This window comes from Pseudarthrobacter sp. S6 (genome assembly GCF_050156575.1).
Lineage (GTDB): Bacteria > Actinomycetota > Actinomycetes > Actinomycetales > Micrococcaceae > Arthrobacter.
Genome location: NZ_CP189581.1, coordinates 307,236 through 327,037, shown reverse-complemented (window position 1 = coordinate 327,037; position 19,802 = coordinate 307,236). Strand labels below are relative to the sequence as shown.

General features: G+C 62.6%; 12 protein-coding genes and 2 pseudogenes. 3 read left to right on the top strand and 11 right to left on the bottom strand.

What is annotated here, in order from left to right; translation table 11 throughout:
* Positions 1-12: 12 nt before the first annotated feature.
* Positions 13-2,166 (bottom strand): transketolase, encoded by a 2,154-nt coding sequence (gene tkt / locus ACQCS0_RS01650; protein ID WP_354156484.1) that lies wholly within the window; start codon positions 2,164-2,166, stop codon positions 13-15.
* A gap of 163 nt (positions 2,167-2,329) precedes the next feature.
* On the opposite strand from tkt, the gene ACQCS0_RS01645 reads away from it, so the two are divergent.
* Positions 2,330-3,637, top strand: coding sequence for a helix-turn-helix transcriptional regulator (locus ACQCS0_RS01645; RefSeq protein ID WP_282332030.1), 1,308 nt, complete (start codon positions 2,330-2,332; stop codon positions 3,635-3,637).
* Between the two features lie 308 nt (positions 3,638-3,945).
* Here the strand turns inward: ACQCS0_RS01645 and ACQCS0_RS01640 are convergent, their stop codons facing one another.
* The 3 genes from ACQCS0_RS01640 to ACQCS0_RS01630 form a co-directional block, all read right to left on the bottom strand.
* Complete coding sequence (locus ACQCS0_RS01640) at positions 3,946-4,605, bottom strand: DUF5134 domain-containing protein (protein WP_354156489.1); 660 nt, start codon at positions 4,603-4,605, stop codon at positions 3,946-3,948.
* 97 nt (positions 4,606-4,702) lie between these two features.
* Positions 4,703-6,352, bottom strand: coding sequence for an APC family permease (locus tag ACQCS0_RS01635; RefSeq protein ID WP_354156483.1), 1,650 nt, complete (start codon positions 6,350-6,352; stop codon positions 4,703-4,705).
* Positions 6,349-8,295 (bottom strand): primary-amine oxidase, encoded by a 1,947-nt coding sequence (locus tag ACQCS0_RS01630; RefSeq protein WP_426939989.1) that lies wholly within the window; start codon positions 8,293-8,295, stop codon positions 6,349-6,351. Before ACQCS0_RS01630 ends, ACQCS0_RS01635 begins: the two co-directional genes overlap by 4 nt.
* Before the next feature lie 504 nt (positions 8,296-8,799).
* Between ACQCS0_RS01630 and ACQCS0_RS01625 the strand changes: the two genes are divergently transcribed.
* Together ACQCS0_RS01625 and ACQCS0_RS01620 are read left to right on the top strand one after the other, a co-directional pair.
* Complete coding sequence (locus ACQCS0_RS01625) at positions 8,800-10,257, top strand: APC family permease (protein WP_354156497.1); 1,458 nt, start codon at positions 8,800-8,802, stop codon at positions 10,255-10,257.
* A complete protein-coding gene (locus tag ACQCS0_RS01620; protein ID WP_354156498.1) occupies positions 10,254-10,991 on the top strand; it encodes an IclR family transcriptional regulator domain-containing protein in 738 nt (245 codons plus the stop codon). Before ACQCS0_RS01625 ends, ACQCS0_RS01620 begins: the two co-directional genes overlap by 4 nt.
* A gap of 879 nt (positions 10,992-11,870) precedes the next feature.
* Here ACQCS0_RS01620 and ACQCS0_RS01615 read toward each other — a convergent pair.
* The 7 genes and pseudogenes from ACQCS0_RS01615 to hxlA all read right to left on the bottom strand — a co-directional run bounded on the left by ACQCS0_RS01615 (position 11,871) and on the right by hxlA (position 19,791).
* A complete protein-coding gene (locus ACQCS0_RS01615) occupies positions 11,871-14,225 on the bottom strand; it encodes an FdhF/YdeP family oxidoreductase (RefSeq protein ID WP_354156499.1) in 2,355 nt (784 codons plus the stop codon).
* A 108-nt stretch (positions 14,226-14,333) separates the two neighbouring features.
* Positions 14,334-14,954, bottom strand: coding sequence for an MBL fold metallo-hydrolase (locus ACQCS0_RS01610; RefSeq protein ID WP_354156500.1), 621 nt, complete (start codon positions 14,952-14,954; stop codon positions 14,334-14,336).
* Positions 14,951-16,057, bottom strand: coding sequence for an S-(hydroxymethyl)mycothiol dehydrogenase (locus tag ACQCS0_RS01605; RefSeq protein WP_354156501.1), 1,107 nt, complete (start codon positions 16,055-16,057; stop codon positions 14,951-14,953). The genes ACQCS0_RS01610 and ACQCS0_RS01605 overlap by 4 nt, the downstream gene beginning before the upstream one ends.
* Before the next feature lie 52 nt (positions 16,058-16,109).
* Positions 16,110-17,103: pseudogene (locus ACQCS0_RS01600) on the bottom strand (glucose-6-phosphate dehydrogenase assembly protein OpcA).
* A pseudogene (zwf, locus tag ACQCS0_RS01595) lies at positions 17,100-18,667 on the bottom strand (glucose-6-phosphate dehydrogenase). Before zwf ends, ACQCS0_RS01600 begins: the two co-directional pseudogenes overlap by 4 nt.
* Positions 18,668-18,713: 46 nt before the next feature.
* Entirely contained in the window at positions 18,714-18,929 is a 216-nt protein-coding gene (locus tag ACQCS0_RS01590) for a hypothetical protein (RefSeq protein WP_354156482.1), read from the bottom strand.
* Between the two features lie 238 nt (positions 18,930-19,167).
* Positions 19,168-19,791: a 3-hexulose-6-phosphate synthase gene (hxlA, locus tag ACQCS0_RS01585; protein WP_354156481.1), complete on the bottom strand. Its 624-nt coding sequence runs from the start codon at positions 19,789-19,791 to the stop codon at positions 19,168-19,170.
* Between the last annotated feature and the right edge of the window lie 11 nt (positions 19,792-19,802).

Here is a 19,802-nt window from a genome sequence, read left to right as displayed (position 1 = left end):
TGCAGGTAAAGGTCAGTTGCGGGCAGCGGCCAGGGAGTCCTTGGCGGCGGCGGCGACAGCCTCCGCGGTGATGCCGAACTCCTGGAACAGGCGCTTGTAGTCTGCCGAAGCGCCGTAGTGCTCGAGCGAGATGGAACGGCCGGCATCGCCAACGAATTCCCTCCAGCCCAGGGCCAGGCCGGCTTCGACCGAGACGCGTGCCTTGACAGCTGCGGGGAGCACGGATTCGCGGTAGGCCGCGTCCTGCTTGTTGAACCACTCGACACAGGGCATGGAGATGACGCGGGCGGCGATGCCTTCGGCCTGGAGGGCTTCGCGGGCCTGGACGGCCAGCTGGACCTCGGAGCCGGTAGCGATCAGCAGCACGTCGGCCGGAACGGTTGCACCGTCCTTGGCCGCTTCGGCGAGGACGTAGCCGCCCTTGGCGACGCCCGCCGGGGAAGCAAAGGTCTCACCCTGTGCTGCACCGTTGCCGCGGGCGTAGGTGGGGATGTTCTGACGGGTCAGGACGATGCCGGCCGGGTTTTCGTGGTTCTCCAGCATGGTCTTCCATGCGATGCCCACCTCGTTGGCGTCGCCGGGGCGGACTACGTCCAGGCCCACAATGGCGCGCAGTGTAGAGAGCTGCTCCACCGGCTGGTGGGTGGGACCGTCTTCGCCCAGGCCGATGGAGTCGTGGGACCACACGTAGATGGACGGGACACCCATCAGAGCCGAGAGGCGGATGGCCGGGCGCTGGTAGTCACTGAAGATCAGGAACGTACCGGAAAACGCCCGGGTCCGGCCGTGCAGCGAGATACCGTTCACGATCGACGCCGCGGCGTGCTCACGGATGCCGAAGTGCAGGACGCGGCCGTAAGGGTTGCCCTTCCATGCATCGGTGGAGCGGGAAACCGGGATGAAGGAGGCGGAGCCTTCGATGGTGGTGTTGTTGGACTCGGCGAGGTCAGCCGAACCGCCCCAGAGTTCCGGCATGACCGGTCCGAGTGCGTTCAGGACCTTACCCGACGCTGCCCGGGTGGAGACATCCTTGCCAGCTTCGAAGACCGGCAGGACTGCATCAAGTCCGGCGGGAAGCGTCTTGGCTTCGATCCGCTCCAGCAATGCGGCGCCCTCAGGGTTGGCCGACTGCCACGCCTCAAATGAGGAATCCCATTCGCTGCGGGCGGCAGCGCCGCGGTCGACGACGGCACGGGCGTGGGCCAGGACGTCCTGGTCCACCTCGAAGGACTTCTCCGGATCGAAGCCCAGGACCTCCTTGAGGCCTGCGACTTCCTCGGCGCCCAGGGCTGAACCGTGGATCTTGCCGGTGTTCTGTTTCTTGGGTGCCGGGTAGCCGATGATGGTGCGCAGCGAGATGATGGACGGCTTGGACGTCTCGGCCTTTGCGGCGAGCAGTGCAGAGTACAGCTCCTGGACGTCTTCGACGTACTCGCCCGTCTCGGTCCAGTCGACGCGCTGGGTGTGCCAGCCGTAGGCCTCGTAGCGCTTGAGGACATCCTCGGTGAAGGAGATGTCAGTGTCGTCCTCGATGGAGATGTGGTTCTCATCGTAGACAACTACAAGGTTGCCCAGTTCCTGGTGGCCGGCCAGCGAGGAAGCCTCGGAGGTCACGCCTTCCTGAATGTCACCGTCGGAGGCGATGACCCAGATGGTGTGGTCAAACGGGGACGTGCCCTCGGCAGCGTCGGCGTCGAACAGGCCGCGCATCCGCCGCTGTGAGTAGGCGAAGCCCACCGAGGAAGCAAGACCCTGGCCCAGCGGGCCGGTGGTGATTTCGACACCGGCGGTGTGCTTGTACTCCGGGTGGCCCGGGGTCAGCGAATCCCAGGTGCGAAGCGCCTTGAGGTCGTCCAGTTCCAGGCCGTAGCCGGACAGGAACAGCTGGACATAAAGGGTCAGGGAGGAGTGGCCGGGTGACAGGATGAAACGGTCACGTCCCAGCCAGTCCGGGTCGCGGGGATCGTGGCGCATCAGCTTCTGGAAAAGAAGGTACGCGGCCGGGGCCAGGCTCATGGCGGTGCCGGGGTGGCCGTTGCCGACCTTCTCCACAGCGTCCGCCGCCAGAACACGGGCGGTGTCTACGGCGCGCTCGTCCTCGGGCGTCCAGTTGAGTGTTGCTGAATTGGCAGTGCCGGGGAGTACCACATTTGTCGTCGGGTTCACGGTTTGTCCTTTTCGGATCTGGTCGGCCTGCAGCGGCCGGACGGATACTTTCTGGTTGATATCAATAATCGCGAACCAAATGGGCAGGGGTAACACTGTTTTCTGACGGTTCTTACTACCCTTTTGGGTTGGAAGGACGTTTCCGCACCGGTATGATGTCTGGATGAGTGCAGCGCCGGACCCATCCCTGAAAGAACTCACCGTGGCCCTACCAGACCTGCCGTGGCCGCTTTTGCAGAGTGTGGCAGCATTGGCCGACGCCCCTCTGGCCCAGATAGCGGAGCGCCTGCGTGATGCCACGCTCCCCTACATGGGAAGCAGCGCGCTTGTGATCTTCACGGAAGACTGCACAGGCCGTCCGCAGAAGAAGGCTGGCGACGAAGACATCATTTCCCGGGTCTCCATCGCCGAGCTGGATACGCTCCGCGCCACCCTTAAGGATGAGGGACCTTGGTTCGGGGAAGCCGAGCTCGCCAGCAAGACCCGCCCCGTGCTCGCCCTGAAACACGCCTCGAGCAACGCCCTCCTGGTCCTTACCGATCCCCCTGCCGCTCCGGGGCGCAACGCCGGCCTGGACCTGGTGACGTATCTGTGGCGCCTTACAGCGCGGCGGATCCGGGAGAAGGTGGCCGATGCGCCGCCGTCGTACCTGCTCGAATCGCGGGCGGCATCCGCTGAACGCCTCCGCGTGACCGCGGAACTGACCGATGTGCACTCCACCACACTGGAGACACTCCTGGCTGCCCTTCGTTCCTCCTCGCTGGAGGACGCGGCGGCCCGCACAACCGTCATCGACCTCACCGCCAAAGCTCTGATCGGGATCCGGACCCACAGCGACCGCACTACAGACCTGGTGAAAGAGCCCGTGGCCAAGGCATTCGAGCGCCTGCGGGAGGACCTGCGGCCGCTCACACGCTACAGCGGCATTGAGATTGAATTTATCGAACCGCCGCTGAATGGACGGGCTCTGCCAGGCGAAGTTGCCCACGCGGCACGGGCAATCGTCCGCGGACTTGTGCTGGCCATGACGGAACAACCGGACGTCAGCAGGGTGCGGACGCAATGGGACTGCGACGGCGAAAACCTGCTGATCAACGTCCGCGACGACGGCCGGGGTGCGCTCAAAGCCGACGCGCCGAGCATCGCCCGCCTGGACCGCAGGGTCCAGGCGCTCACCGGATCACTGCGGATCGACGTCATGCCGGGCTGGGGTGCGGACGTATTTGTCACTCTCCCCCTGGACATGCAAACGACACGCCCGGCCGGGGATGTCGCGGGATGGGACCTTGCCGCCCGGGAACTCGAAGTCCTCCAGCACCTTGTCGCCGGAGAGCGCAACCGGACCATCGCCTCCACGCTCGGCATTAGCGAGAACACGGTCAAGTTCCATGTGCGCAACCTGTTCAGGAAGCTCGAGGTAGGTTCACGCACCGAAGCTATCGCCCTGGCACACAGCCACGGACTCCGGTAGTGATTTAAGGAACCCGGCGGTACCGGGGCCGTGCCTGCCTCGTCCAAGAACTACGACGCAATGGCAGCCTAATACTGGCGGAGGGGGCCATCGCTGCACTACCGCCGGCTGGCCGGCAGGTCAGAATTCCGGCAACCGGACCATTAACAGCTCGAGAAACATCCGGATGCGGGCTCGGGTTATTTCGTAATTTAGCGACGGCCCGGGACGTAGCAAGCTGGGGACCGGGCGCTCGAGGTAACCGGATGGATGCTATTTGGCGGGAGGAGTTTCTTGGCCGCCAAGCTTATGACGCCGTGAGTATGCCATCATGCGGACATGGTGGCAAACATTAGGGCCATGGCGGCGGCGCCGAGGGCTTCCAGTGCTTGTTCTGCCTTGACAGACGGTTTGGAATCAGCTGTTTTGGGGAGTGTGGTTGCCGGTACCCGGAAACGCAGGAGGAGAACGGTAAAAACCACCGCCGCTACTCCGAAGACTATCGTCAAGAAGATGGCGACGTCAGGTGAGTGATCAAGTGTTGCGGACGGCATCCGGTGGATTTGGACCATCATCGCGTGCTGGGCGTGGGGCATCGACGTTCCGCTTGGCGCGACATTTTCCCCTATGGTTACGCGACCCATCACGGCGACCATGAGAGCAGCGGCAGCCATGGTGATGCCGTGGTAAGCGCATTTCAGGCGGCCATGACTGCCCGCGCAGATTGTCTTGAATTCCGGCCGTGCAACCGCTTGGATGAAAAACCATAGTGCCGCAACGGCAAGGACGGCGACCTGAGCAAGCATGGTCGACGGTGCAAGGTTCCATAACATGGTCACCGTCAAGGCATTCATCAGGGCATAGAGGCACTTGTTGATCTGGTCCGTGCGCTGCTGGGACTTGGCCGCCTGCAGGACCTGATAGCTTCCGCTCACCAGCAGGAAGACTGTGAGGGTCCAAGTAATTGCGGGGATATTGAACACGCGCATCACGCTCTCGCTGGTGGGGTTTGAGTTGGTAACGGGGTCGGTCCCCGATGCTGCCGCAGCACCGGGGACCGACTGTTTGAGGCTTGCGCCTCTCTCGTTAAGGCTTTCGCCTCTCCAGTTCTAGTTCATCTTCATCAGTCAGTTCGAGTACGCCCAACGGATTCTTCCGCTCCAGTTCCCTGATGCGTTCGAGATCGATCGGGCGCATCGGCTCTGGCTCTTCTTCGTCCAGGACCGGGCCGTGACCGTCTTCGGCGAGAACAACGTAGCCGATGGTTTCGTACTTGAGCGGATTGGCCTTCCGCAGGTAAAGGGCCAAGCCTGCCCCCGCGACGAAGAGTCCAACAGCGATGTAGGGGATGAGCTTGAAGAGCAGGGACGATGCTGCAGGACCGGCAGCGGTGTCCAAGTTCATGCACATCAGGACGACAACACCGAGCATCCCCACTCCACCGAGAACGGGTGCGACTTTGGTGCGCCATATGTTTTCTTCCGGGTGGTGCTTCCGGAAGTAGTTGAATACGGCGGCCATGGTGACGGTCTGCACAATCAGCAGCGTAAATGTCCCGAGCACCGCCAGCAGAACGAAGACATCCAGGTACGGATCCTTATTGAAGAACCAGAACCCGAGAATCCACAGGATTGCAATGCCCGTCTGGAGGAATGACGCGATGTGCGGCGACCCATGCTTCAGGTGCGTTTTGCCAAGTACGCTGGGCAGGATTCCTTCACGTCCCAGCGAGTACATGTACCGTGCTGCGGCGTTGTGGAAGGCCATCGCACAAGCGAAGGATCCGGTCATCATCAGCCATTCCATGACCAAGACCCAACCGTGCCCGACAAAGACGTCCGTGGGGTGGAAGAACATGTCGAGCGGATTGGCGCTTTGGGCCAAAGCGATGGCTTGGTCGGCGCCGTTCCCGGCGACGGACATCCAGGAGACGAACGTGTAGAAGACGCCGACTCCCGTGACCGCGATCAACGTTGCGATAGGGACAATCTTCTTCGGGTTCTTCGATTCCTCCCCGTACATGACCGTCGATTCAAATCCGGTCCAGGACCAGAACGCGATGAACAACGCGAGACCCGGCGCGGCGACCTGCAGACCGTTCGGAAGGAAGATATTAACCGGATTCAGCGTCTCAGGCATCAGCCCGTCCGGACCTCCGCCATGGAAGAGCACGCCGAAGGCCATGACAGCGAGTATCCCGATCTCAGTGGCCAGCAGCAATGTAAGAATTTTCGCTGCGAGGCTGATCTCGAAATAGGTCAAAAACCCGATGAGGAGGATCCCAACCACGGCGAAAACAACCCAATGAACATCCAGTCCGAGTTGGTCCTGGAAGGCCAGATGCCCGAAGTAAGAGAAGATACCGATGATGCTAGCTTCAAAGACGATGTAGCTGAAGGTGACCATGAAACCAGTCCCGAGGCCAAGCACGCGTCCCAAACCGCGGGAAATAAATCCGTAGAAGGCCGCTGTTGAAGTCACATAGCGGGCCATGGAGACATAAGCGACCGCAAAGACCGTCAGGATAACCGTCGCCCAAATATATGTTGCCGGGGTTCCTGTTCCTACGCCATAGCCGACCGCAAACGGGACATTTCCACTCATCACCGTAATTGGCGCGGACGTCGCGACCGCCATGAACACCACATCCCAGAGGCCCAGGGTGTTGGCCTTCAGCTTGCCCGGCTGGGAGCCACGCTTGGCGGGAGCATCCGTGCGGGGACTTTGGGTACTCATGATTCGTGTCCGGAGCAGCATCCGGTGCCGCCGGAGGCAGGTGTAGTGGCGTTGGTGGGGAGATTGAGGGTGGGGTTTTGGTCGAAGAAGCCGTGGGGTTCGAGCATGAAGCCGATGTTTTGGCGGGGCATGATGGGCCAGTCTTCGAGGCGGACGACGTGGTGCATGCCGAAGGTGTACCAGACTACGAGGTCCTGGTCCACGATGTTCCGGTCTGCTTGGGTCCAGATGTGCAGGCCGTCGTCGGCGCCGGTGGCCTGGTTGGGGAATTCGCCGGCGGCGAAGCGTTCGGTCCGGTCGTAGGCGGTGACCCAGAGGTTGTTCCGGGCGAACTGGGCTCGTTTGCTGACGTAGGACTCATCGCCGGCGGCGAGCTGGATGCCGTCGGTGGGGATGAGGCGGTAGGCGACGGGTTCGTCCACGATGTTGCGGCTGTCGCGGTTGGCGATCTTCCAGAAGCGGTGTTTGGAGGAGTCGGTCTTGCGGATGGCTGCCTGTTCGGTTTCGAGGAGCCGGTCCACGGCTTTGAACGCGGTGTGGGTGGGGTTGTGTTCGGGGATTTCCATGTCCACTTCGTAGACGGCGTTTGTGGGTCCGTCGATTTCGAAGTCCATGCGGACGTTGAACATGTGCTGGTGGATCGGGGCGTAGAGTCCGTCGTTGTTCAGGGTCTGGCCGTAGGGGCTCTTCTCGCCGGGCTTCTGGCCGGCGGTGGAGAGGATGCCGGTGGCCTTGACGAGGAACTCGATGCTGCCGTCGAGGAAGAGGTGCCAGTAGAAGGCGTACTCGTAGTTCGCGACGGTGGCGATGAAGGAGATCACGAGTTTGCGGCTGCGGCGGGTTTCGGTGGTGCCTTCGCGGAAGTCGAAGTGCTTCCAGAGGATCGAGTCGTCTTCCTCGTGCATGCAGATGGCGTTCTCGATGGTCAGCGGGTTGCCGTGGCTGTCGGCGGTGATGCCGTCGAAGTACTTGATCTCGCCCAGGCAGTCACAGCCCAGGGTCAGGGAGTTGGCCATGTTCCCGATGTTGTATTCGCCTGAGTCGAAGGCGTTCTTTTTGGCCTGGACGGGGGCGGTGTCGCCGTAGGGGACGACCATTTCCGAGAGTGAGGCCCTGTTGATCACGGGGCGTTCGACACCCTTGTTGCGGAACTTCAGCTGGTGCAGGACCAGGCCTTCGCGGGGGGTGAACCCGACGCGGAAGGACCAGTCGGCCCACTGGACGTGGTTGCCGGTGACGGTGAAGGACGCGCCTTCGGGCTGGGTGATGGAGATGGGCTTGAGGTCGGTGCGGGCCTCCCCGACGTACTTGGGCAGGTAGTTGCCGCTCGCGGACGGGACCGGGATCGCCTGGTCGTCTTCGACCTTGACGACCTCGCCGGAGTTCAGGTCCACGATGACGACGAAGTTCTCGATCGGGTGCGCGTACGGGCTGTCATCTGCCTCCTCGCGGACGAAGACCAGGGCGCGCATCAGGCGCCGGCCCTGATCGTCTTCGCCGAAGTAGCCCACGGACCAGGGCTCGAAGCAGACCAGGGACATGTCGGTGATGCCGCGCTTGGCCAGGGCGGCCTGGACCTCGGGGTCCTTGCGGCAGCTCTCTTCACCTTCGGCGAATTCGTCGAGCATGAACGGGGGGTGGATGTGCGCGGCCAGCTGCGTCCATTTCGAGACGATGCCCGAGTCCAGATCCACGATCGCTTCGTAGGAGCGTGCCTCGGCCCGGTCGACGAGGACCGCGTCGGCCTCGCGGACCGTTGCCGCGCCGGACCGGAGCAGTTCCTTCTCCGGCTCGCGCAGCTCAATACTGATGAAGCGGAACGATTCGGCCGCGGCCTGGCCATCCTTCAGGATCGCCGCGGCCCGGGAAATCTCCTCGCGGGAGAGCGGATCGAGAGGGTGTGCTACCCCTACCTCGGTGTGGATTTCAGTGGTGAGAGTCATGGTTTTCTCCTTGGTTCTTTCTTGAGGATGAGATCCCTAAGGACTGATAGGCGAGTTGCCCCGTGACATGGGTGGCGTTTTGCGAACACTTGGCAGTCCACTCATATGCTTGAAAGCCGCCTGGAGGATGCCGGGCATGAGCTTGCGGCAGCCGGCAGCTGACCTGCAAGTTCCGGGCCCCGGTGAACCGGCATCCCTTAAGTTGCTAAGGGCCAATGGAGCTCTACCTTGAACCCCGTCGACGTGATGCCAGTCACTTACATTCCGTCCGTGTAGAAAAAATTACGCCAAAGAGTTCATGTAGGCGACCCTTTTGCGGCTATTGCCATGGGAACTTCAGGGTCAAGTTTTCCCACCGCAGTTAACATGTTGGAAACATTTCGGAACACGTATCCGAGCATCGTGGCGGGAGCTGCAGATGCTAATGTTTGGCACCTCAGGGTTGTGACTTGCGTCTCCAGCAAGCAAGTCAAGCGTTATTACCTGAGGGAAAGTTGGTACCCCGTGTCTGCCCGTGCTGATCGCTTCATCACTCCACGCTCTCCAGTGGAGGGTCTGAACCGCAGGAAGCTGTCCTTCCTGCCGGTTTTTGCACAGGCAATAGCCGCCGTGGCGCCTGCGGGGGCCATGTCTGTCATTCCGAGTCTTGTCTTTGGATCCAATGGACCCAACCTCGTGTTGACATTCGGCGTAGCCATGGCGGTCATGGTCTTGGTTTCGTTTTGTCTGAGGCCAATGGCAAAGCGCATGGCCGCCGTCAGCGGCCTCTACAGCTACACGGCGAAAGGACTTGGCCAGCGGACTGCAATTACGGCTGGCTGGTCCGCAATGTTCGGTTACGCTGTCGTGGCCATGGCCGGTCTGCTGGTTGTCGGTACATACGTCGTTCAGCTCTTCGTCAACCTCGGGGTTACCCCCGCAGATTCCAAGGTTGTCAATGTGCTCGTTATCCTTGCCACGGCGTGCGTCGCCTGTTTCCTTATGGTTAGGGGAATCCAGATATCCGCGTGGTCCACGTTGCTAATGGAAATCATTTCAATTGGAGTACTCGCGGTTCTCATGCTTGCCTATTTCATCTTTCACGCACCGAAGGTGAGTATCCAGAGTTTGTTTGTCTGGACCGGAAATTTCGACGTATTACCGATCGGAATCGTGGTGGCCGTCAGTGCCTTTGTCGGCTTTGAAAGCCCCACCACCTTGGGAGGCGAGGCGCACAGGCCTTTCGTCTCTGTCCCAAGGGCCATCACGTGGACCCCCATCCTGGCGGGCGTGCTTTATCTTCTTGCGGTGACCGCCCAGGACGTGGCGCTCAAAGGGGCAGCTCCAAGCATCGCGGCCAGTTCCACACCGCTTTCTGACCTGTTTTCCCAGACTTCCCCCCTGTTCGCCGCAGTCCTTGACTTGGGAATCGCAGCGTCGTGGTTTGCGTGCACGATCGCATCAGTGAACGCCCTCGCCCGGATAATCTTCTGTATGGGCAGAGAAGGGGTTGCGCCGCGAATATTCGGCCGGACCCATCCCGCCTTTCGAACCCCGTCGGCGGCAATCATTTGCATAATGCCGGCAGTCGCCATCATTCCAATCGCAATCATTCTCTCTGGCACCAGTCCTGAGCGGGGCCTCGTGGACCTCTTCACCCTAGGTGCCTACGGATACCTTGGGTCCTATATCCTTGCCAGCGCATCCCTACCCTTCTTCCTGCGCCGTATAGGAGAGAACACTTACGGCAGCTGGATATTGGGGGTAGCCTCCTCCGTAACCCTGGGGGCAGTGCTCTGGACGGCTGCGGCGGCATCGGCCCGCACCGGCAACCTGCATGCCGTCATCTACGGAGGTGTCATCCTCGCCAGCGTCATTTATGCCATGTTCCTTCGCATCCGGTTACCCGAGCGCCTGGCGTCTGTTGGCATCTACGACGAGACTCGTGAATTAGACCTGTTTCGTGGCAGGCCCAGCCAATGAGCTACAGGGCAACGCACTCCGGTGCAGCGCTTAACTCGTTCAGAATCTTGGAGATCGTGGCGCGGCTCGGAACGGGGACTACGGCTAAAGAGATCACGGATACCTTGCAGATGCCCCAGACGACCGTCTACCGGACACTGAACTCCCTCGTCGCGGACGAATATCTGGTCCGCACGTCTGACCTCCGCGGATTCGCCCTCGGGCACGCCCTTTCGGGTTTGATAACGGCAGCGACTCCCCCCACCGTTCCCACCACGGCCCGTAACGTCATAGAGAAATTCCGGAGTGGAAAACGGTTCGCAGTGCACCTAATTATGTTCCGGAACGCATCCCTCAGAATCGCAGATGAGGATCCGGATTATCGGATCCACTCCGTATACGAAATGCTGCGGTACCCACACAGCTCTGCCGCAGGGAAACTGATGCTTGCCGAACTTGCCGATTCGGCCCCCCCATTCCCGAATGGGCCGCTGATGCAACTGACACAACACACCATCACGGACAGGGGTCAACTGGAACAACAACTCGCGGAAATAAGGTTGAAGGGGCATGCTTCGGAAATCAACGAACTAGAACAGGGATCCGCCAGCCTGGCGTTTCCAGTAGGACTGCCCAACGGGCCGGCAGGCGCAGCCCTTTGCCTCTCCAGCCCGGCAGAACGCTTTGCCCATATCTGCGAATACACGGAGGCGGCCCGTGAAATGACGTCGCGACTCGCACCCTTCCTGTTCTGATCAGACGCCCAAACAGAACGAACCCGGCACTCCGTACGCCGCGAATCGCTGCCAGGCTCGACAACGGCCCCGTCTCCTTTGAACTGGTTCACTCGGGGACCAGGGCTCCTGACGGTGACCGAGGGTCCGGGTAGGTGATTTGTTGAGTTTTCGGGCATTCTTGCTGGCCAAAGACTTTTAATCATGTTCTGTCGCAGGACGTGACTGTCTCATTTACGGTGGTGCGCCGCGAGGCGCTTGTAGTTCGAATGGAGGTGGAAGGCCTTCGTCGGCTGGTAATCGTAGTTGCTGGCTGAAGCTGACGGCAGCCTGATCCACGGATTGGTGGTCAAGGTGGGAGCAGCCGTGACAAAGTCGGACGGTTCACGACAGCGCAGCGGCTGACCCAATTATCCGGCGTTTCATTTAGTAGCTTTCAGTTGCCGGGAAACGGTCGCTGAAAGTGATGGCGAAGGCGTTCAAAGCGGGCTTCGTGCGCGGTGAGTCGCTGTTGATTCGAGTGGAGGTGAGAGACCACCACCGCCAGACGGTCGCAGCGGGGCTGGCAGGAGCTGAGGGCAGTCTGTTCCGGGAGGCGCCAGTATGGGTGGGAGCAGCGCTGACAAAGCCGGGGCGCCGTATTAACAACTACCACTGGTGCACGTGGTCCCATACTCGTGGCAAAGCGGTGGTCCCATCCCGCTGGCAAGCGACAGGAAACTTCCGGGAGCTGTGAAGCCGGTGGCCGGGAGGCTGTGGGGAATGTCTGCGGCGTACCGACAGCGAGGCCGCTGGGGCGGAGTCGGGCTCCTACTCCGACAGCACCTCAGCACCACCAAAACGCGCTCCCCCGGCACCAGGCTCACCAGGTCAGGAGCCCCTGGGGCGTTCTGCTGCTCCCTAGACGGCAGCGGCAGCCTCAAGGGAAGCCGATTCAACGGCCACTCCGGCTTCACCCGGGTGTGGCACGAACCGGACGAACATTGCTTTGAAGCCGGGGGTGTTGGATTCCCTGGCGACATTTTCCTTGTGGACCAGGGCGTTGGCTTCGGGGAAGTACGCCGCGGCGCAGCCCTTCGCCGTCGGGTAGGCCACCAGGCGGAACTTGTCCGCCTGCCGGTCGTGGCCGCGGAAGGTGCTCACCACATCCACCAAGTCCCGGTCCTTGAAACCGAGTTCGGCCAGGTCCTCAGGGTGAACCAGAATCACGCGCCGGCCGCCCGAAATGCCGCGGTACCGGTCATCCAGGCCATAGAACGTGGTGTTGTACTGGTCATGGCTGCGGATGGTTTGCAGTACCAGGTGGCCCTCCGGCGGGGTCAGGTATTCCAGCGGGCTGACCGTGAAGCGGCCGCGCCCGATGTCCGTCTTGAACGAGCGGGTGTCCCGCGGCGGGTTAGGCAGCACAAAGCCGTTTTTAGTCCGGACCCGCGCATTAAAGTCTTCGAAGCCGGGCAGGACGCGGGAGATATGGTCACGGACCACGTCATAGTCCTCGGCCATCGCCTTCCAGGCCACATGGTGGTCCGGCCCGAAGGTGGCCTCTGCCATTCGCGCCACGATGACCGGTTCGGCGAGCAGGTGATCGGAGACCGGCACCAGCCTGCCCTGGGTGGAGTGGACCACGGACATGGAGTCCTCCACGGACAGGAACTGCGCGCCTTTGGGATGCTTGTCATCCTTGTCGGTCCGGCCCAGCGTGGGCAGAATCAGGGACGTACGGCCATGCACCACATGGGACCTGTTCGGCTTGGTGGAGATGTGCACCGTCAGGCCGATCCGCTGCATACCCGCTTCCAGGGTTTCGGTGTCCGAGCAGGCGAGCGAGAAGTTGCCGCCCATGGAGACAAAAACGTCCACCTCGTCACGCTCGAACGCCTCCATGGCTTCCACCGCATCGTGTCCGTGGTGCCGCGGGGACCGGATACCGAACTCGGTGTCCAGTGCCTCGAGCAGCCATTCCTTCGGTTTCTCCCAGATGCCCATGGTCCGGTCGCCCTGGACGTTGGAGTGGCCGCGGACCGGGCAGGCGCCGGCGCCGGTCTTGCCGAAGTTGCCCTGAAGGAGCAGGACGTTGACCATTTCCTTAATGGTGTCCACCGAGTGCGGCTGCTGCGTGACACCGAGGGCCCAGCAGAAGATGGTGGCCTTGGACCGGACCAGCATCCCGGCTACGGTTTCGATCTGTTCCCGGGACAAGCCCGTGGCTTTCTCAGTGTCCGCCCAGTCCAGCTCGCCGCGGGCGTCGCGGTAGGCATCGAACCCGTCGGTTTGAGCGTCAACAAATGAGCGGTCGACGACGGTGCCCGGGTTCCGTTCCTCCTCCGCCAGGAGCAGGTGGCCCAGTGCCTGGAACAGTGCCAGGTCACCGCCCACCTTGATCTGAAGATACTCATCGGCCAGCGGCGTGCCGCCGCCCACCACGCCCGAGACGGTCTGCGGATCCTTGAAGTTGAACAGCCCGGCCTCCGGCAGCGGGTTGACCGCCACCACCTTGCCGCCCTTGTCCTTACACTCCTTCAACGCCGAGAGCATGCGGGGGTGGTTGGTGCCGGGGTTCTGCCCTACGACGAAGATCAGTTCGGAGTCGTGGATGTCCTCCAGGGACACGGTCCCTTTGCCGATGCCGATGGTCGGGTTCAGCGCCGAGCCCGAGGACTCGTGGCACATGTTGGAACAGTCCGGCAGGTTGTTCGTGCCGAGGGCCCGCGCGAACAACTGGTACATAAACGCCGTCTCGTTCGCCGTGCGGCCGGACGTGTAGAAGACGCACCGGTCCGGCGTGGAGGCCCGGATGTGCTCGCCAATCAGGTCGAACGCTTCGGCCCAGGAGATCGGCGAATAGTGGGTCTCCCCTTCCCGGATCACCACCGGCTCGCTCAGCCGGCCCTGGTTACCGAGCCAGTACTCCGTTTTCCCGGACAGTTCGGCGATGGAATGCCTGGCCCAGAACTCTGCCCCAACCGTGCGGAGGGTGTTCTCCTCAGCCACGGCTTTGGCACCGTTCTCGCAGAACTCGGCCGCCTTGCGCTTCGTGGCAGATTCCGGCCACGCGCAGCCCGGGCAGTCAAACCCGCCCTGCTGATTCAGCCGCAGCAGGGACTGCGCCGTCCGTGTCACGCCAGCCTGGGCCACGGCCCGCTCCAGTGCCACCATCACGGCTTTGACTCCGGCCGCTTCCGTTTTGGGTTTGTGGACTGCGAGGTTGTCCTCGTTGATGTCTGCTACGGGGGCTGGCTGCTTACCGAACTTCATTGGTCCAACTTCCTTTGCGGCTCGCGCCGTTCATGTCCAAAACGCCCATTGAGGCGCGCCAGCTGTCCTGGCGCGCCTCAACGGGATGCTGCTGTTCAAGGGCCCTGCTTAACGGGAAACCTTAGCCAGCGTTTCCCGTTCAGCTCCGATCGTAGTGTGGTCGCCGTGGCCTGTGCGAACCACCGTCTCGGTCGGGAGCGTCAAAAGACGTTCCCTGATGGACATCAGGATCGTGGGGTAGTCGCTGTAGGAGCGTCCCGTCGCTCCCGGTCCACCGTTAAAGAGGGTGTCGCCGGTGAAGACGGTTCCCTCGCTCTCGAGGTAAAAGCAGGTGGAGCCCGGGGAATGGCCCGGGGTGTGGATGGCCAACAGCGCGGTGCCACCCACCTCGAACACGTCACCGTCCCCGTGGTACCGGTCCGGTTCAGAATCAGGGTAGACCTGCTTCCAGAGGACCAGGTCGTCCGGGTTCAGGACTATCGGGGCGCCGACAGCGTCCGCGACCTGCCGCGCGGCGCCAATGTGGTCATTGTGCGCGTGGGTCAGCAGGATGGCCAGGACTTTCCGGCCGCGGACCTGGTTGATGATCGCCTCGGCGTCATGCGGGCAGTCGATGATCACGCACTCATCCTCGTTGCCCACGATCCAGACGTTGTTGTCCACGTCCCAGGTGCCGCCGTCGAGCGTAAAAGTGCCCGAGGTGACCAGGTTTTCGATGGTGACTGTCATGAGAGCTCCTTCAGAGTCTGTACTTCAACAACCGAGCGCAGAATCTTGCCCTCGTGCATCCTGGCAAAGGCGTCCTCCACCTGATCGATGGTGATCCGTTCGGTGACGAAGGCATCCAGGTCAAGGTTGCCCTGCTTGTAGTGCGCCACGAGCATCGGGAAATCGCGGGAAGGCAGGCAGTCCCCGTACCAGGAGGACTTCAGCGAACCGCCCCGCCCAAAGACGTCCAGCAGTGGCAGTTCAAGCAACATGCCCGGCGTCGGGACACCCACCAGCACCACGCGGCCGGCGAGATCGCGGGCGTAAAACGCCTGCTTGTACGTTTCAGGACGTCCGACGGCGTCAATCACCACGTCCGCTCCGTTGCCGTTCGTGAATGCCCGGATGGCCTCGATGGGGTCTTCCTCGCCGGAATTCACCCCGTGGGTGGCTCCAAGGGACTTAGCCATCTCCACCTTGTTGGCGTCGATGTCCACCGCAATGATCGTGGTGGCACCTGCGAGCCTTGCGCCGGCGATCGCGGCGATGCCCACGCCGCCGCAGCCGATTACGGCTACGGATTCGCCGCGCTTGACCTCGCCCGTGTTAATGGCGGCACCGATGCCGGCCATCACACCGCAGCCGAGCAGCCCGACGGCGGCAGGATCGACGTCGTCATCAATCTTTGTGCACTGCCCGGCAGCAACCAGCGTCTTTTCCGCGAAGGCGCCAATGCCCAGCGAGGGAGAGAGTTCCGTACCGTCCTCGAGCGTCATTTTCTGCGTGGCATTGTGCGTGTTGAAGCAGTACTGCGGCTGGCCCTTGGCACATGCCCGGCACTCACCGCAGACAGCACGCCAGTTCAGGATCACTCGGTCGCCGGGGGCCACCTCGGTGACGCCGGGACCGACGGCGCTGACCACACCGGTGGCCTCGTGGCCCAACAGGTAGGGGAACTCATCGCCGATGCCGCCTTGCTTGTAATGCAGGTCGGTGTGGCAGACCCCGCAGGTGAGAATGTCCACCAGGGCCTCCCCCGGCCCGGGATCCGGGACCAGGATAGTCTCCACCGAAACCGGGGCATTCTTCTCCCTGGCGATGACCGCTTTGACTTTGTGAACCATTACTTTGTGTTCCTTTTCTGGATCCGGGTGGATCTGGTGAGTCGGGGTCCCTTTATACGGCGATCAGTGACACGCGGTCCCGGTTACGTTCTGGCTCCCCGCTGCAGGTGAATGTCACGCTGCTGGCTTGATGCACTCTGGAACTACCTAGACTGCGAACCGTTTCGCCGAATACTTCGTCGGGGTCGAGGCGGCGGAGTTCTTCGGCGAGGCAGTCTTTGAGGCTGCGGCGTGGCAGGGAGATGCGTTGGGCGGGCTGGCCGGGCTGGGTGAGTTCCGCGACGGAGAGTCCGGGGCGGAAGAGCTGCACGTCGCCGGTGTGGCGGGTGAGCCTTACCCGGCGGATGCCGGTCCCGGCGGGGTCCGCGACGATGGTCACGGGCGCGTCCAGGGCCAGGGTCAGCCAGGCCGCGAGCAGGATCGTGACGACGGGAGTCGGAAGCGCCTTCGACGGCCACGGCGGTGACGGGTGAGGAGTCCACCTGGTCCAGGACCGCCGCGAGTTGGATCCGCCAGTTCGTCAGCCGGGTCCAGGCGAGGTCGGTGTCCCCGGCCTTGTAGGTGGCCCGGATGTTTTCCAGCGCCAGTTGAGGATCTGTTTCGTTCGCGGAGTCGGTGATCCGGCGGTGCGCGATCCGGCCCACGGAGGTTTCGCAGGCGTTCGCCGGTGCCCCGTGCGGCCACCAGGCCACGATCGGGGCGTCCGGGAGCAGCAGGGCCGCGACGAGGGATTCGGACTCGTGGGCGAGTTCGCCGTAGCCGCGGAGCACGATGACCTCCGAGGCGCCGGCGTCACCACCGACCCGGATCTGCGCGTCGAGCCGGTCCGGGGCCTCAGAGCCGGCGTCAGCGAGGACGATGATCCGGCAGGGGTGCTCCCGGCTGGCCTCGTTCGCGGCCTCGATCGCTTCTTCCTCGAGCCCAGACCGGGTCACGACCACCAGGGTCAGGACCCGGCCCAGGGCGATCACACCGCCCTGCTCGCGCAAGGAGGTGATCTTCTTGGAAATCTTCGAGGTGGTGGTGTCCGGCAAATCTACAATCATGGCCTTCTCCAGGTTCGTCCGTCGCGGGCAAGGAGCTCGTCCGCCGAAGCAGGGCCCCAGGACCCCGGGGCGTAGGGTTCGGGCTGTTCAGTGAGCCCGGCCCAGTAATCTTCAAAAGGATCCAGGATCTTCCAGGACAGCTCCACCTCCGCGTGCCGCGGGAACAACGGCGGCTCGCCCAGGAGCACATCGAGGATCAGCCGCTCATACGCTTCCGGAGACGATTCGGTGAAGGAATGCCCGTACCCGAAGTCCATGGTCACGTCCCGGACTTCCATCTGCGTGCCCGGGACCTTGGACCCGAACCGGATCGTCGCACCCTCATCGGGCTGGACCCGGATCACCACGGCGTTCTGGCCGAAGTCATCCTCACCATGGTCACGGAAGAGCAGGTTCGGGGCGCGTTTGAACACCACCGCGATCTCCGTCACCCGCCTCCCCAAACGCTTACCCGCCCGCAAATAGAACGGCACACCGGCCCAGCGGCGGGTATGGATATCGACCCGGATCGCAGCGAACGTCTCGGTCTTCGAATCCGCCGGGATACCCTCTTCCTCCAGATAACCCTGGACCTGTTCCCCGCCCTGCCAGCCACCGGCGAACTGCCCGCGCGCCGAATGCGTCGACAAATCCTCCGGGAGTTTCACCGCGGCAAGGACCTTTTCCTTCTCCGCCCGCAGATCGTCCGCGTTAAAGGAAATCGGCTCCTCCATCGCCGTCAACGCCAGCAACTGCAGCAGATGGTTCTGGATCACGTCCCGGGCCGCACCCACGCCGTCGTAATACCCGGCCCGGCCGCCCGTGCCGATGTCCTCGGCCATCGTGATCTGGACGTGGTCCACGTAGTTCGCGTTCCACAACGGCTCGAACAACTGGTTCGCGAACCGCAACGCCAGGATGTTCTGGACCGTTTCCTTCCCCAGGTAATGATCGATCCGGAACACCGCATCCGGCGGGAACACCGACTCCACAATTTCATTGAGCGCCCGGGCAGACTCCAGATCATGCCCGAACGGTTTCTCGATCACCACCCGCCGCCACTTCTCACCTCGGCCTGCGCGAGCCCATGCTTGGAAAGCTGCCGGCAGACCTGCTCAAACGCCTTCGGCGGAATCGAGAGGTAAAACGCGTGATTACCCCGCGTTCCCCGAGTCTGATCGAGCTCATCAATGACTTCACCGAGCCGCTCAAACGAATCATCGCCGTCGAACTCGCCCTGGACAAAACGGATACCCTCGGCGAGCTGGTCCCACACCGCCCCATCAAACGGGGTCCGGGAATACGCCTGAACCGAAGCCTTCACCTCGGCCGCGAACTCCGCATCAGACCAGGAGCGGCGGCCGAAACCCACCAACGCGAAGCTCGGCGGCAACAACCCACGGTTCGCCAGGTCATACACCGCCGGCATGAGCTTCTTACGGGCAAGGTCACCGGTCACTCCAAAGAGCACCAACGAGGACGGACCGGCAATCCGGTTCAGTCGACGATCCCGCGGATCCCGCAACGGATTGGCCCGGGACTTGTGCCCGAGCCTCGCACTTGAATCAACGTTGGTAAGTGACATGGTGGCTTCTAACTTTCGACAGGGTGGTGCGGCCGCGGACCGGCGGTTAGGAGAGGATCAGCTCGCGGGTCTCACCGTAGGGAACGGTGTCGCTAAGCGCAAGGGTGTACCGGCCGGGAGTGTGGCGGGTGACCAGAATGCCCGAATAGCCGTGGGACCTGGCTACTTGCCGGAGGGCGGCCTCGGCATCGTCGAGCGATTCGTAAAGACGGCTCGGCTCGGTTACAACTACTTCCAAATTGTGTGTGGCCTGACTACGCATGATGAACAGTTCCTTCCCATGGGGTTGAGTGGGCCCATGCGCCAACCCCACATCATTTGGGGCGTGGTGTCCTTGGAATCGAATTCAGCACTGAACCGTACTGCCCGCGGGGACGTATCTCCGCGGGCAGTACAGATAAAGATATTCCGGGCTGCAGGCCCCAAACACAAGGTCCTGGAGCCAGGAGGTGGCGTCCCGCGGCTGTTAGGAGTGCGGGACGACACCGTCAACCGGCTGGTTAGCTGATGGCGGCGCGGAGCTGCTTGGCTGCCAGTGCGGGGTCGGCTGCACCGTAGATGGCGCCGCCGGCGACGGCGACATCGGCGCCGGCCTTCTGGACGTCTGCGATGGTGGCCAGCTTCACGCCGCCTGCTACGGAGAACGGAACGCGGGCTTCGGCGCCGGCGCGGAGCAGGCCGTTCAGGTCGAAGCCGGGCTTTGCCTGCTCGTCGAGACCGGCGTGCATCTCAACGAACTTCGCACCCAGGGCGCGGACTTCCTTGGCACGGGTGACCTTGTCTGCGATGCCGATGAGGTCAACGACGATGCCCTTGTTGTGGGCTTTGGCTGCCTTGACGGCGCCAGCGATGGTGGAGTCGTCGGCTGCACCGAGCACGGTGACCAGGTCAGCGCCGGCCTTGAACGCGATGTCGGCTTCGAGTTCGCCGGCGTCCATGGTCTTCAGGTCAGCGAAGACGACCTTGTCCGGGTGGGCGTTCTTGATCGCGGTGATGACGGAGAGGCCTTCGGCCTTGATCAGCGGGGTACCGAGCTCGATGATGTCAACGAATTCGGCGACCTGGCCAGCGAGTTCGAGGGCGGCTTCGGTGGTCAGGAGGTCAATAGCAACTTGGAGCTTCATGGTGTTGTTTT

Excerpts from the sequence above, each read along its gene's own strand:
- ACQCS0_RS01615 (WP_354156499.1), bottom strand. The coding sequence starts at position 14,225 with ATGAAGTTCGGTAAGCAGCCAGCCCCCGTAGCAGACATCAACGAGGAC.
- hxlA (WP_354156481.1), bottom strand. The coding sequence starts at position 19,791 with ATGAAGCTCCAAGTTGCTATTGACCTCCTGACCACCGAAGCCGCCCTC.
- ACQCS0_RS01620 (WP_354156498.1), top strand. The coding sequence starts at position 10,254 with ATGAGCTACAGGGCAACGCACTCCGGTGCAGCGCTTAACTCGTTCAGA.
- ACQCS0_RS01635 (WP_354156483.1), bottom strand. The coding sequence starts at position 6,352 with ATGAGTACCCAAAGTCCCCGCACGGATGCTCCCGCCAAGCGTGGCTCC.
- ACQCS0_RS01640 (WP_354156489.1), bottom strand. The coding sequence starts at position 4,605 with ATGCGCGTGTTCAATATCCCCGCAATTACTTGGACCCTCACAGTCTTC.
- ACQCS0_RS01605 (WP_354156501.1), bottom strand. The coding sequence starts at position 16,057 with ATGGTTCACAAAGTCAAAGCGGTCATCGCCAGGGAGAAGAATGCCCCG.
- ACQCS0_RS01645 (WP_282332030.1), top strand. The coding sequence starts at position 2,330 with ATGAGTGCAGCGCCGGACCCATCCCTGAAAGAACTCACCGTGGCCCTA.
- ACQCS0_RS01630 (WP_426939989.1), bottom strand. The coding sequence starts at position 8,295 with ATGACTCTCACCACTGAAATCCACACCGAGGTAGGGGTAGCACACCCT.
- ACQCS0_RS01610 (WP_354156500.1), bottom strand. The coding sequence starts at position 14,954 with ATGACAGTCACCATCGAAAACCTGGTCACCTCGGGCACTTTTACGCTC.
- ACQCS0_RS01590 (WP_354156482.1), bottom strand. The coding sequence starts at position 18,929 with ATGCGTAGTCAGGCCACACACAATTTGGAAGTAGTTGTAACCGAGCCG.